This window comes from Streptomyces rugosispiralis, assembly GCF_024505145.1.
Taxonomy (GTDB): domain Bacteria; phylum Actinomycetota; class Actinomycetes; order Streptomycetales; family Streptomycetaceae; genus Streptomyces; species Streptomyces rugosispiralis.
The window spans coordinates 16,652-32,235 of the sequence record NZ_JANIAA010000065.1 but is presented as its reverse complement, the minus strand read 5'-3'; the positions used below and the strand labels follow the sequence as shown (position 1 = coordinate 32,235).

The window sequence follows — 15,584 nt, the reverse complement described above, 5'->3', positions numbered from 1 at the left end:
AGCACCTACCTCGAACTCAGCCCCGACCCCATCCTCACCACCGCCACACACCACACCCTCCACCACCACACCACCAAAAACCCCACCAACCACCCAACCCCCCTCATCACCTCCACCCTCACCCACAAACAACCCGACACCCACGCCCTCACCCACACCCTCGCCCGGCTGCACACCGCCGGTATCGACGTCGACTGGACCAGCTGGTACCCCGCCACCCCCACCCCCCACACCATCGACCTCCCCACCTACGCCTTCCAACACCACCACTACTGGCTCGCCCCGCCCGTTCCGCGCGCCGACGGTCGTCTCAACGGCCACCACCCGGCCGAGGCCAGGCTCTGGGACGCCATCGAGGAGCTGGATGTCGACTCCCTCACCAGCACACTCCAACTGGACAAGGACAGCCCCGGCATCGATGCCCTGCTGCCCGCCCTCCCCGTACTGTCCGCCTGGCGACGGCAACACCGTGAACGCTCCACCATCGACTCCTGGCGCTATCGGGCCACATGGAAACAGCTTCCGGACTCCGCCACCGCGCCGACGCTCAGCGGGACCTGGCTGCTGCTCGTGCCCGCCGGGCTGGAGGAGCACCCGGCCGTCGATGCCACCGTCCGGGCGCTGGACACCCATGGCGCCGCCCATGAAGTCCTGTCGCTCGACGGTGCGGACGCCCGACGCGACGCCCTCGCCCCGCTGCTGTCACACCTCCCCGACGGCAGCACACCCGAGGGCATTCTGAGCTTGCTCGCGCTCGACCAGACGCCCCACCCCGACCACCCGGCCGTCCCCACCGGGCTGGCCGCCACGGTCGCCGTTGTCCAGGCCCTCGGCCAGACGCCGCTCATCGCGCCCCTGTGGTGTGTCACCCAGGGTGCGGTGGCCGCCACCGCCACCGATCCACTCCCCCACCCGCACCAGGCCCAGCTCTGGGGTATGGGCCGAGTCGCGGCGCTGGAACACCCCCACCTCTGGGGCGGTCTCATCGACCTCCCGGCCGACGTGGACGCCCGTACCCCCGCCCGTATCGCCGCCGTACTGACGCCCGGCCAGCCCGAGGACCAGGTGGCGATCCGCGCCACCGCCCTGGCCCGCCGACTGGAGCGCGCCGCCTCCCCGGACACCACGCCCACCGCGTGGCGGCCCACCGGTACGACCCTGATCACCGGTGGCACCGGTGGGCTCGGCGCCCATGTGGCCCGCTGGCTCGCGCGCCAGGGCGCGCCCCGTCTCCACCTCGTCAGCCGCTCGGGACCCGACGCGCCCGGCGCCACCCAACTCAGCGAAGAACTCACCGCGTTGGGCGCGACCATCACCGTCACCGCCTGCGACGTATCCGACCGCGCCGCGCTCCAGCAGCTTCTCGGCACCATTCCCGCCGAACACCCCCTCACCGCCGTCGTCCACGCCGCCGGGCTCCCGGAGAACACGCCGCTCGCCGAACTGGACCTTCCAGGGATCGAGGCGGTGCTGCGGCCCAAGGCGCTCGCGGCCGCCCATCTCCATGAGCTCACCGAGGATCTCGACCTGGACGCCTTTGTGCTCTTCTCGTCCGGCGCGGCCGCGTGGGGCGGTAGCCGACAGCCCTCGTACGCCGCCGCCAACGCCTATCTCGACGCCCTCGCCGAGCACCGCCGCGCCCGTGGGCTCCCCGCCACCAGCCTCGCGTGGGCGCCGTGGAGCGATGCGGGCATGGCCGCCGACGAGGCCGTCGTCGACTACTACCACCGGCGCGGAATGCGCCCCCTGGACACCGACCTCGCCATCGCCTCGCTCCAGCACTCCCTGGACCACGGCGACACCACGATCACCATCGCGGACATCGACTGGGCGAGGTTCCCGGCCGGTTTCACCGCGCAGCGGCCCAGCCCACTGCTGTCCGACCTGGCCGCCACGGACGCGTCGCCCGGCATCGATGCCGCCCCGGACGCCGACGCGGCGTCGAGCGGCTCGCTTCAGCGGCAGTTGGCCACCGGCACCCCCGCCCAGCAGCATCAGCTCCTGCTCCATCACCTCCAGACGCATGCGGCGGCGATCCTCGGCCATCCCACCATCGACGCGATCCCACCCGCCCAGCCGTTCCAGGAGCTGGGGTTCGACTCCCTCACCGCCGTCGAATTCGGGCATCGGCTCTCCGCCGCCACCGGTCTCGACCTTCCGCCCACCCTGGTCTTCGACCACCCCACCCCCAAGGAGCTGGCCGACTATCTGCGCGAGCGGCTCGTCGAGGGGCAGCTCACCTCCGAGGGACATCTGCTGTCGGAGCTCGACCGGTGGGACGCGGCATCGGAGCCCTCGACGGTGGACGAGGCGGCCCGTCGCCGGATCACCGGGCGACTGCGGCTGCTGCTGGCCAAGTGGAGCGACACGGAACGGGAAACGGAGCGTTCCGCGGCCCACAGCGAGCTCGAGACGGCGACGGCAGAAGACATTTTCGACCTCATCTCCGACGAGTTCGGAAAGTCCGACGAGCTCGGAAAGTCGTGAGCCCGATGACCCCCATCCTCCGCGACGCGCCAAGGAGCCTCCGCTAGATGTCGAACGAAGAGAAGCTGCTCGACCACCTCAAGTGGGTTACGGCCGAGTTGCGCCAGACCCGTGAGCGGCTGCGGGAGGCCGAGTCCGCCGAGCCGGAGCCCATCGCGATCGTGGGCATGGCCTGCCGCTATCCGGGCGGGGTGCGATCGCCGGAGGAGCTGTGGCGGCTGGTGCGGGACGGCGAGGACGCCGTCTCCGGGTTTCCCACGGACCGGGGTTGGGGCGTTGAGGAGCTGTTCGACCCGGATCCCGAAAGCTATGGGAAGTCCTATGTGGACCAGGGCGGATTCTGTTACGACGCGACCGCCTTCGACGCGGCCTTCTTCGACATCAGCCCCCGCGAGGCCCAGGCCATGGACCCCCAGCAGCGGCTGCTGCTGGAGACCGCGTGGGAGGCGTTCGAACGCGCCGGGCTCAACCGGGCGTCGCTGGGCGGCAGCAACACCGGGGTGTACGCCGGGGTGGGTTCGCACGACTATCTGTCGGTCATCGGCGACATCACCAGCGAGGTGGAGGGCTATGTCGGCGCCGGGAACCTCGGCAGTGTGGTGTCCGGGCGGGTGGCGTACTCGCTCGGTCTCGAGGGTCCGGCGGTCACGGTGGACACCGCGTGTTCCTCGTCGCTGGTCGCCATCCACCTGGCGTGTCAGGCACTGCGCAACGGCGAATGCGATCTGGCCCTGGCCGGTGGCGTGGCCGTGATGGCGACGCCCGGCGCGTTCATCGAGTTCTCCCGCCAGCGTGGCATGGCCCCGGACGGCCGCTGCAAGCCGTTCGCGGCGGCCGCCGATGGTACCGGGTGGGGCGAGGGCGCCGGCTTGATCGTCCTGGAGCGCCTGTGTGAGGCGCAGCGCCGCAACCGCCGTGTCCTCGGGGTGATCCGGGGTTCCGCGGTGAACCAGGACGGGGCCAGCAATGGTCTGACGGCGCCGAACGGGCCCTCGCAGCAGCGGGTGATCCGGCAGGCCCTGGCCAACGCGCAGCTGTCCACCGCCGAGGTGGACGCGGTCGACGGACACGGCACCGGGACCACGCTCGGCGACCCGATCGAGGCGCAGGCGCTGCTGGCCACGTACGGTCAGGGCAGGCCGGAGGACCGGCCGCTGTGGCTGGGCTCCATCAAGTCAAACCTGGGGCATACGCAGGCCGCCGCCGGTGCGGCCAGTGTGATCAAGATGGTGATGGCGATGCGGCACGAGTTGCTGCCGGCCTCGCTGCACATCGACGAGCCGACGCCACACGCCGACTGGGCGTCGGGTGCGGTACGGCTGCTGACCGAGCCGGTGGCGTGGCCGCGTGGCGAGCGGACGCGCCGGGCCGGTGTGTCCGCGTTCGGGATCTCCGGTACAAACGCGCATCTCATCCTTGAGCAGGCCCCCGAACCGGTCGAGTCCGCCCCCGCGCCGGACACGTCGGGGGATGGTGTCTCGGCGGGTGGTGTAGTGCCGTGGGTAGTATCCGGACGCGGCGCCGAGGCGCTGCGCGGTCAGGCACGGGCGCTGGCCGAGCGGGTGGCCACCGACCCCGAGGCATCACCGGCCGACGTCGGCTGGTCACTCATCGCCACCCGATCCGTCTTCGACCACCGCGCCGTCATCGTCGGCGAACACCGCGACGAACTCCTGACCGGACTCAACGCCCTCGCCACCGGCGACACCCACCCCACCATCATCGAACCAAACACCACCACCAGCGGCCGCCCCGGAACGAGCGGCATGGGCCCGGTCCTGGTCTTCCCCGGCCAGGGCTCCCAATGGCTCGGCATGGGCGCCGGACTCCTGGACACCTCACCCGCCTTCGCCACCCGCATCACCGAATGCGAACAAGCCCTCACCCCCCACATCAACTGGTCCCTCACCGACGTCCTCCGCGGCGGAGTCAACACCACCGACCTCGCCCGCGTCGACGTCGTCCAACCCGTCCTATGGGCCGTCATGATCTCCCTCGCCACCGTATGGGACCACCACGGCGTCACCCCCACCGCCGTCGTCGGCCACAGCCAAGGCGAAATCGCCGCCGCCTGCGTCGCCGGAGCCCTCTCCCTCGACGAAGGCGCCCGCATCGTCGCCCTCCGCGCCCACGCCCTCCGCCAACTCACCGGACACGGCGCCATGGCCTCCCTCACCCTCAGCCAAAAACAAGCCCAAGAACTCCTCACCAACCTCGGCGAAACCGCCGAAGGGGTGGGCATCGCCGCCGTCAACGGACCCGGATCCACCGTCATCTCCGGACCACCCGACCAAGTCACCCACACCATCACCACATGCGAACAAACAGGCCACCGCGCCCGACTCATCGACGTCGACTACGCCTCCCACAGCACCCAAGTAGACGAAATCGCAGACGAGTTGAGGGAGCTCCTGTCGGGGATCGAGCCCGTCCAGGCGGAGGTGGCGTTCTACTCGACCGTCACCGGCGCCCGTATGGACACCAGCAAGCTCGACACCGCCTACTGGGTCAACAACCTCCGCGAACGAGTGCGCTTCGCCGACGCCATACGAGCACTCCTCGACGACGGCCACCGCGTATTCATCGAAGCCAGCACCCACCCCGTCCTCACCATCGGCATGCAGGAGACCTTCGAGGAAGCCGGTGTGCCCGCGGCCGCGGTGCCGACCCTGCGCCGGGACCACGGTGACCACGCCCAGCTGATGCGTTCGGTGGCGCAGGCGTTCACCGCAGGGGTCGAGGTCGACTGGACCCGCTGGTTCCCCGCCGACCCCGCACCCCGCGCCATCGACCTGCCCACCTACGCCTTCCAGGGGCGTCGGTACTGGCTGGACGGGCGGGGTGGCCACAGTGGCGACCCGGGCGACCTCGGGCTGGGGTCCGCCGAGCATCCGCTGCTCGGCGCCGTCGTGGAACTCGCGGAGGGCGGCACCCATCTGCTGACCGGCCGGCTGTCGCCGCGGACCCATCCGTGGCTGAACGACCACCGCGTGCTGGACACCGTCCTGCTGCCGGGCACCGCCTTCGCCGAATTCGCCCTGCACGCGGCCGCGCGGACCGGCTGTGACCATGTGGCGGAGCTGACCCTGCACGCGCCGCTGGTGATTCCGCAGGGCGAGGCGGTCGATATGCAGATCGCCGTGGCCGCTCCCGATCACACCGGCGAGCGTCCGATCACAGTGCATTCACGGCCGGCGACCGACACGGGCGACACGGCCTGGACCCGGCATGCCACCGGGGCACTCGCCACCTCCGTCGCGTCCAACTCCCTTGCCCTGGAAGGCGCCTGGCCGCCTCCCGGGGCGACACCGCTGCCCGTCGAGGACTTCTACCGGCAACTCGCCGACCATGGATACCACTACGGACCGTCCTTCCAGGGCCTCACCGCCGCGTGGCGGCTGAACCGCGATGTCTACGCCGAGGTGTCCCTGCCCGAAGGGGAGCGCGAGGGCGCGGCCGCGTACGGCATCCATCCCGCCCTGTTCGACGCCGCGCTGCACGCCCGTGCCCTCGGTGTCGCCCCCGACTCCGAGGACGCGCACCGGATCCTGCTCCCGTTCACCTGGAGTGGTCTGCGGCTGCGCGCCACCGGCTCGGACACCCTGCGGATCCGCATCACCCCGACGGCGCCGGACCGGCTCACCCTGCTGGCGGCCGATCCCACCGGCGCGGCGGTGGCCGTCGTGGACGATCTGATCCTGCGCCCGGTGCCGGACGGGCAGTTGGGGCGGGCGCGGGCGGCGGGCAGGAACTCGCTGTTCCGGCTGGCCTGGACGCGGATGACACCGGCCGAGGGCGCCCCCGCGTGCCGTTCGGCCGTGATCGGCCATCCGGATGGCGGTCCCCTGGCCGATGCGCTGTCCGGCGCCTCCCACCTCCCGGATCTCGCCGCCTTGCGGGCTGCCGTGGCGGATGGGGTCCCGGCCCCCGATGTGGTGTTCGCCTTCTTCGGCTCCCCCGCCGGTGGCCGGGGCGATCCGGTGGAAAGCACCCATGAGCTGGGCAGGGAGGCCCTCGGGGTGCTGCGTGAGTTCATCGCCGCGCCCGAATTCACCGACGCCCGGCTGGCGGTGGTCACCCGTGGGGCGGTCGCCCCGCAGAGCCATGGCGATGTCCACGATCTGCCCGCCTCCGCCGTATGGGGTCTGGTGCGCAGCGCCCAGTCGGAGAACCCCGGCCGGGTCCTGCTGCTCGACCTCGACGCACGGGACGCCTCGCTAGGGGCCCTGGCCGACGCCGTCGCCTCGGGCGAGCCCCAGTTGGCACTGCGCGACGGGGTGGCGTACGTACCGCGGCTGGTCCACGACGACGCGGCCAAGCGGCTCACCCCGCCGGAGGGGTCGGCCACATGGCGTCTGGGGCTGACCGGCCACGGCAGCCTGGACCAGCTGGCGCTGGTCGACTGCCCGGACAACACCCGCCCGCTGGCCCGGGGCGAGGTCCGGGTGGCGCTTCGGGCCGGCGGGGTGAACTTCCATGACGTCGTCGTGGCGCTGGGCATGGTGGAGGATCCGAGGCCACTGGGCGGCGACGGTGCGGGCGTGGTCGTCGAAGTGGGGCCCGGGACCGATGAGTTCACGGTGGGCGACCGGGTCATGGGCCTGTTCAACGGCACCGGTCCGCTGGTCGTCACCGACGTACGGATGATCACCAGGATCCCCACGGGGTGGTCCTACGCGCAGGCGGCCACCACGCCGTCCGCCTTTCTCACGGCCTACTACGGACTCGCCGATCTCGCGGGGCTGCGGGCCGGGGAGAAGCTGCTGCTGCACGCCGCCACCGGTGGGGTGGGTCTGGCGGCCGTGCAACTGGCGCGCCACTGGAAGGCCGAGGTGTACGCCACGGCGGGACCCACGAAGTGGCACGCCCTGCGGGAGCGCGGCTTCGACGACCGTCATATCGCCTCCTCGCGCACCCTCGACTTCGAGGAGCGGTTCCGCGCCGCGGCCGGATCCGTCGATGTGGTGCTCAACTCCCTGGCCGGTGACTTCATGGACGCGTCCTTGCGGCTGCTGGCCCCCGATGGTCGCTTCATCGACATGGGCCGGACCGACATCCGCGACCCCGAGGAGGTCGGCGCACGCCATCCGGGGGTCGTCTATCGCGCGTTCGACCTGGTCGGCGGCGCGGGTCCGGACCGTATCCAGCGGATGCTGGCCGAGTTGTCGACACTGTTCGAGAACGGGACGCTGCGGCCGCTGCCCACCACGCTGTGGGACATCCGCCGGGCCCCCGAGGCGTTCCGCTACTTCAGCCAGGCCCGCCACATCGGCAAGATCGTGCTGACGCTTCCCACCGCCCTCGACCCGGAGGGCACGGTCCTCATCACCGGTGGCACGGGTACCCTCGGCGCCGCCACCGCCCGCCATCTGGTGGCCCGCCACGGCGTACGGCGGTTGCTGCTCATCAGCCGCCGGGGCCCCGATGCCCCGGGGGCCACGGAGCTGGCGGCCGAGCTGACCGAGCTCGGCGCACACGTTTCCATCGTGGCGTGTGACGCGGCCGACCGGGCCGCCCTGGCCAAGCTGCTGGAGACAGTTCCCGACCGCCATCCGCTCACCGCCGTCGTCCACGCGGCCGGGTTGCTGCGCGATGCCACGGTCGAGGCGCTCACGCCCGATCAGCTCGATGAGGTGCTGCGGACGAAGGCCGACGCGGCGTGGAATCTGCATGAGCTCACCCGTGACGCCGGGCTGTCGGCGTTCGTGTTGTTCTCCGCGGCCGCCGGGCTGCTGGGCGCCGCGGGGCAGGGCAACTACGCGGCGGCCAACGCCTTCCTGGACGCGCTCGCCGTGCACCGGCATGCCCAGGGCCTGCCCGCCACCTCCTTGGCCTGGGGATATTGGGCCCGGACCACCGGGATGACCGGGGGGATGACGGACACCGACCGGGCACGGCTCGCGCGGGCCGGGATGGTGGGGCTGGAGACCGAACAGGGTCTCGCACTGCTCGACATCGCGCTCGACAGCGGCCTGCCGACGCTGGCGCCCATCCGGCTCGACCTCGCCACCATGCGACGTGAGGCCCACGCCGACGATCTGCCGCCCCTCTTCAGGAGCCTGGTGCGCGGCGCCACCCCGCAGGCGGCAAGCGGAGCCGTCGCCTCGGGCGGGGCGGCACCGGCGGAGGCGTTCGCCGCCATGTCCGGGGAGGAGCGGCAGCAGGCGCTCCTCAAGCTGGTGCGCAATGCCACGGCGAGGGTGCTGGGCCATGACACGGCGGATGCCATCCACCCCGCCCAGAACTTCCGGGAGTTGGGCTTCGACTCGCTGACCGCCGTGGAGCTGCGCAACCGGTTGGGCGCCGCCACCGGTCTGCGACTGCCCGCCACGCTGGTCTTCGACCACCCCACGCCCACCGCGGTGGTGCGGCTGCTGGAGGAGTTCCTGGTCCCGGCCGGGGTGGCGGCCGCGGACTCGCTCCTCACCGGCCTCGACTCCCTCGACGCCGCCTTGACCGGGGGGATCGCCGACCGGGAGCAGCGGGCCCGGATCGCGGCGCGGTTGCGCGAACTGCTGCGCAAGGCGGACGGCCCGTGGCAGGACGCGGATGGCGACGACGACGCCGAGGAGGATCTGGCGTCGGCCAGCGACGAGGAGTTGTTCCAGGCGCTCGACAACGAGCTGACCGTCCCCTCCGACGACAGTCTCCGATGAATCAGGACCGCTGGGCCAGGACCGCTGGACCAGGACCGCTGGGCCAGGACCGCTGGACCAGGACCGCTGGACCAGGACCGCTCAATCAGGACAGCCGTGACGATCGGGTTGATGCGATATGACGGATGACGAGAAGCTCCGCAGCTATCTCAAGCGGGCGACCGCCGATCTGCGTCTGGCCAGGCGGCAGTTGCGCGAGGTCGAGGACCGCGCCCGGGAGCCCATCGCCATCGTCGGGATGGCCTGCCACTTCCCCGGCGATGTGGCGACCCCCGAGGACCTGTGGCGGGTGGTGGACGAGGGCGTGGACGTCATCTCCTCGTTCCCCGAGGACCGTGGCTGGGACCTGGAGAACCTCTACGACCCGGATCCGGAGCACGCCGGCACCAGCAGCGCCCGCGAGGGCGGATTCCTGCGCGACGTGGCCGATTTCGACGCCGAGTTCTTCGGGATCAGCCCGCGTGAGGCCGCGGCGATGGATCCGCAGCAGCGGCTGCTGCTGGAGACGGCGTGGGAGGCGTTCGAACGCGCGGGGCTCACGCGGGAGGCGCTGAGCGGCAGCGCCACCGGGGTGTTCGCCGGGGTGGACTCGTACCACTATCTGTCGCTCATCGGCCAGACGACGAGCGACTCGGCGGGCTATGTGGCCACCGGAAACCTCGGCAGCGTGGTCTCGGGCCGGGTGTCGTACTCGTTCGGTCTGGAGGGGCCCGCGGTCACGGTGGACACGGCGTGCTCGTCGTCACTGGTGGCCACGCATCTGGCGGTACAGGCGCTGCGGCAGGATGAGTGCTCGCTGGCCCTCGCGGGCGGGGTGACGGTGATGGCCACGCCCGGTGGGTTCACCGAGTTCTCGCGTCAGCGTGCGCTCTCCCCGGACGGGCGGTGCAAGGCGTTCGCGGCGGCGGCCGACGGCACGGGCTTCTCCGAGGGCGTCGGCCTGGTGCTGCTGGAGCGGCTGTCCGACGCCCGGCGCAACGGGCATCGGGTGCTTGCCGTGATCCGGGGCTCGGCGGTCAATCAGGACGGGGCCAGCAATGGTCTGACGGCGCCGAACGGGCCCTCACAGCAGCGGGTGATCCGGCAGGCCCTGGCCAACGCGGGGCTGTCGGCGTCCGAGGTGGACGCGGTGGAGGCACACGGCACGGGTACGACGCTGGGCGATCCCATCGAGGCGCAGGCGCTGCTGGCCACGTACGGAAAGGACCGGCCGGAGGGACGTCCGCTGTGGCTGGGCTCCATCAAGTCCAACATCGGGCACACCCAGGCGGCCGCCGGGGTGGCGAGCGTCATCAAGATGGTGCAGGCACTGCGGCATGAGGTGCTGCCCGTCTCACTGCACATCGACGAGCCGACACCGCATGTGGACTGGGGCGCGGGCGAGGTGCAGCTGCTGACCGAACCGGTCGAGTGGGCGGCGAACGGACGGCCGCGCCGTGTGGGTGTGTCGTCGTTCGGGATCTCCGGTACGAACGCGCATCTCATCCTTGAGCAGGCCCCCGAACCGGTCGAGTCCGCCCCCGCGCCGGACACATCGGGGGATGGTGTCTCGGCGGGTGCTGTAGTGCCGTGGGTAGTATCCGGACGCGGCGCCGAGGCGCTGCGCGGTCAGGCACGGGCGCTGGCCGAGCGGGTGGCCACCGACCCCGAGGCATCACCGGCCGACGTCGGCTGGTCACTCATCGCCACCCGATCCGTCTTCGACCACCGCGCCGTCATCGTCGGCGAACACCGCGACGAACTCCTGACCGGACTCAACGCCCTCGCCACCGGCGACACCCACCCCACCATCATCGAACCAAACACCACCACCAGCGGCCGCCCCGGAACGAGCGGCATGGGCCCGGTCCTGGTCTTCCCCGGCCAGGGCTCCCAATGGCTCGGCATGGGCGCCGGACTCCTGGACACCTCACCCGCCTTCGCCACCCGCATCACCGAATGCGAACAAGCCCTCACCCCCCACATCAACTGGTCCCTCACCGACGTCCTCCGCGGCGGAGTCAACACCACCGACCTCGCCCGCGTCGACGTCGTCCAACCCGTCCTATGGGCCGTCATGATCTCCCTCGCCACCGTATGGGACCACCACGGCGTCACCCCCACCGCCGTCGTCGGCCACAGCCAAGGCGAAATCGCCGCCGCCTGCGTCGCCGGAGCCCTCTCCCTCGACGAAGGCGCCCGCATCGTCGCCCTCCGCGCCCACGCCCTCCGCCAACTCACCGGACACGGCGCCATGGCCTCCCTCACCCTCAGCCAAAAACAAGCCCAAGAACTCCTCACCAACCTCGGCGAAACCGCCGAAGGGGTGGGCATCGCCGCCGTCAACGGACCCGGATCCACCGTCATCTCCGGACCACCCGACCAAGTCACCCACACCATCACCGCATGCGAACAAACAGGCCACCGCGCCCGACTCATCGACGTCGACTACGCCTCCCACAGCGCCCAAGTAGACGAAATCGCAGAGGAATTGAACGAGCTTCTGGCCGGGGTCAAGCCGGTGCCGGGACAGGTGGCGTTCTACTCGACCGTCACCGGCGCCCGTATGGACACCAGCAAGCTCGACACCGCCTACTGGGTCAAGAACCTCCGCGAACGAGTGCGCTTCGCCGACGCCATACGAGCACTCCTCGACGACGGCCACCGCGTATTCATCGAAGCCAGCACCCACCCCGTCCTCACCATCGGCATGCAGGAGAGCATCGAGGAGGCGGGAGTCGAGGCGGTCACCATCCCGACCCTGCGGCGCGACCACGGTGGCGCGGCCCAGCTGATGCGTTCGGTGGCGCAGGCGTTCACCGCAGGGGTCGAGGTCGACTGGACCCGCTGGTTCCCCGCCGACCCCGCACCCCGCGCCATCGACCTGCCCACCTACGCCTTCCAACGTGAGCGGTACTGGCTGGACGGCGAGGGCGGACCGGGTGGCGATCCGGCCGATCTGGGGCTGACGGCCGCCGGGCATCCACTGCTCGCCGCCGCCGTGGAACTCGCCGACGGCACCACTCACGTGCTCACCGGCCGGATCTCCACGCGGTCCCATCCATGGCTCGCCGAGCATGTGGTGGCGGGTGCGGTGCTGGCGCCGGGCGCGATGCTGGTGGAGTGGGCGCTGCGGGCGGCCGACGAGGTCGGCTGCGGCGGGGTGGAGGAGCTGGCGCTGCGGGTTCCGCTGGCGCTGCCCGAGTCCGGTGAGCTGCGGGTGCAGGTGGTGGTGGGTGCCGCGGCGGAGGACGGGCGGCGTGAGGTGCGGATGTACTCGCGCCCCGACCGCCCCGACCGCCCCGACCGCCCCGACCGCCCCGACCGCCCCGACCGCCCCGACGGCTCCAACGGCTCCAACGGCGCAGGCCACGCCCTGCCCCTGGACTCCGGCCCCGACGCGGGGTGGGTGTGTCATGCGGTGGGCGTGCTCGCGCCCGCCGCCGACGCCCCCGCACCGGTGGAGGGCCTGGGCGGAGCATGGCCGCCGCCGGGCGCCGAACCGCTGGACGTCGGCGCCTTCTACGAGCAGGCGATGGCGGCGGGGTACGGATACGGCCCGGCGTACCAGGGGCTGACGGCCGCGTGGCGCCAGGGCGGCGACGTCCTCGCCGAGGTGTCATTGCCCGATGCCGCCGGAGGCCGGGACGGATTCGGCATCCACCCGGTACTGCTGGACGCGGCACTGCATCCATCACTGCTGATGGACCGGCCCGAGGGGCAGGAGGACGACGGCCAGGTGTGGCTGCCGTTCGCCTGGAACGGCGTATCCCTGTGGGCCACCGAGGCGGCCACCGTACGGGTCCGGCTGTCGCGGGACGAGGAGCGGCGGTCGCTGCGGCTGACGGTGGCGGACACGGTGGGCGCGCCGGTGCTGACGGTCGACTCGCTCGTGACCCGCCCGGCCGCGACGGACCGGCTGCGCACGGCCGCGCGTGCCGTGGACGGGCTGTTCACCCTGGACTGGACGCCGCTGCCCGCCCCGGCCACCGCGCCGTCCCCGACGTCGGTGGTCGGCGACGGCGGCTGGGTGGTGCTGGGCGAGGACCGGCTGGGGCTGGCGGAGCCGGCCCAGGCGGGCACGGGCGACGCCGCGGCGTGCCATCCGGACCTGGAGGCGCTGGTCGCGGCGATCGACGCGGGCGAGCCCGCCCCCGCCGTGGTCCTGGTCCATCCGTACGCCGCCGAGAGCGGCCACGGGGACGGGCTGGGGGCGACCGAGGAGTTGCTGGGGCTGGTGCAGTCCTGGCTGCGGCGCCCGGCGCTGGCCGACACCCGGCTGGTGGTCGTCACACGGGGCGCGGTGGCGGCAGGCGATCCCGGCGAAAGCTCCGACAACGCCGAGAACGCCGACAATGCCGACAACACCCGCGCCACCACACTGGACCCGTCCGGTGCCGGGGCATGGGGGCTGATCCGCAGCGCCCAGTCGGAGAACCCGGGCCGGTTTGTGCTGCTCGACCTCGACGAGGGCCGGGAGGGCCACGAGGGCCGGGAGGGGCTCGCGGAGGCCGTGGTGCGCGCGATCGACGCGCACGAACCCCAGGTGGCGCTGCGGGACGGACGGGTGCTGGTGCCCCGGATGGCCCGTGCGACGGCCGCGACCGGCCCGGCCGTCGACGGCCAGGACGAGGAGGACACCACCGGACTCGACGCCGAGGGCACCGTGCTGATCACGGGTGGCACCGGCACCCTGGGAGCTCTGGTCGCCGAACACCTGGTGCGCACGTGGGGAGTCAGGCATCTGCTGCTGGTGAGCCGGAGCGGTCCGGAGGCCGCCGGAGCGGATGAACTCACCGTCCGGCTCACCGAGTTGGGTGCTCAGGTGCGCATCTCCGCGGCCGATGTCACCGATCCGGACGCGGTGGCCGATCTGGTGGCCGGGGTCGATCCCGCGCATCCGCTGACCGGTGTGGTCCACGCGGCCGGGGTGCTGGACGACGCCGTCCTCACCACGCAGACCCCGGAGCGGCTGGCGCGGGTGTGGCGCCCGAAGGCGACGGCCGCGGCCCATCTGCACGCCGCGACCGCGGGGCTGCCGCTGTCCCTGTTCGTGATGTTCTCCTCCACCGCGGGCACGCTGGGCGCCTCCGGGCAGTCCAACTACGCGGCGGCGAACGCCTATTGCGACGCCCTGGCCGCCCGGCGCCGCGCCCTCGGCCTGCCGGGGCTTTCGGTGGCGTGGGGCCTGTGGGCCGACGCCAGCGCGATGACCGGGCATTTGGGGGAGACGGACCGGGCCAGGATGAGCCGGTCGGGCATCGGGGCGATGTCCAGTGAGCGGGCGCTGGGGCTCCTGGACGCCGCCGTACGCCACGGCCACCACCACCTGATCGCCATCGACCTGGACGTACGGGCCCTGGCGGGCCGGCCCGCGCTCACCCTGCCCGCTCCCCTGCGGGCGCTCACCGGTGGCGGTACGGCCCGGCGTACCGCGGCCACCGCCCGGCCGCACACCGACTGGGCCGGCCATCTGGCCACGCTGCCGGTGCAGGAGCAGCGCCGTACGCTGCTCAATCTGGTCCTCACCCATGCCGCGGCGGCGCTGGGCCACTCAGACCCGGGACGGATCCAGACCGAGCGCGGCTTCCTGGAACTCGGCTTCGACTCGCTCACCGCGATCGAACTGCGCAACAGGCTGACGGCCGTGACCGGGCTGCGGCTGGCCACCACCCTCATCTTCGACCACCCGAATCCGGCCGCGCTCGCCGCGCAGTTGCATGCGGAATTGGCGCCCGAGGATGTGGATCCGCTTCCCCCGATGCTGGGTGAAATCGACAGGCTGGAAAGCGCGCTGCTTTCCGTGGCCCGGGACGGGACGGCGCATGAGGCGCTGCTGAAGCGCCTTCAGTCCACGCTGTCGAAATTGGCCGCCCTGCACGCCGCCCGGCACGGCGGCGGCACGGCGGAAGGCCAGGCGGCCGGCCGTATTCAGGACGCCACGGCCGACGAGATCTTCCAGTTCATCGACCAGGACCTGGGCCGAAGCGAAAGCGACGGAGAGCATGCACATGGGGGCACACGGTGATTGATGAGCGAAGCCGGAAGAAGCTCATTCTCGAGCACAGCCGCCGGATGAACGCCGCGGATGTCGACGGGCTTCTCGCACTCTACGCGGACGAGGTCACGTTCGAGGATCCGGTCGGATCGGGGCGCAGGACCGGGCGGGACGCCCTTCGTGCGCATTTCGAGGAACTCGCCGCGGCGGGTATCTCCGAGATTCCCGGTGAACCGGTCTCGGGGCAGGACGGGGTGCATGTTCTGGTGCCGGTGACGGCCACCATGGACTATCTGCCCAAGGGCCCCGGCTTCGCCGAGCGCGGCTGGCTGACGGCCCCGGACGCCCCGGAGAACTCCCGCATCACCTGGGACTACGTCCTGATGATGCGCGCGGGGGCCGGTGGCCTCATTCAGGAACTGCAGATGTTCTGGGGGAGGTCGGACCTTGGCATCGCCGGCTGA

General features: G+C 71.9%; 4 protein-coding genes. All 4 read left to right on the top strand.

What is annotated here, in order from left to right; all coding sequences use genetic code 11:
• The coding region (locus tag NP777_RS44715) for an SDR family NAD(P)-dependent oxidoreductase (RefSeq protein WP_256655945.1) at positions 1-2,487 on the top strand (2,487 nt) is incomplete at its 5' end.
• A 47-nt stretch (positions 2,488-2,534) separates the two neighbouring features.
• Positions 2,535-9,143: a type I polyketide synthase gene (locus NP777_RS44710; RefSeq protein WP_256655944.1), complete on the top strand. Its 6,609-nt coding sequence runs from the start codon at positions 2,535-2,537 to the stop codon at positions 9,141-9,143.
• Positions 9,144-9,261: 118 nt separating this feature from the next.
• Positions 9,262-15,150 (top strand): type I polyketide synthase, encoded by a 5,889-nt coding sequence (locus tag NP777_RS44705; protein WP_256655943.1) that lies wholly within the window; start codon positions 9,262-9,264, stop codon positions 15,148-15,150.
• Positions 15,147-15,584, top strand: coding sequence for a nuclear transport factor 2 family protein (locus NP777_RS44700; protein ID WP_256655942.1), 438 nt, complete (start codon positions 15,147-15,149; stop codon positions 15,582-15,584). Before NP777_RS44705 ends, NP777_RS44700 begins: the two co-directional genes overlap by 4 nt.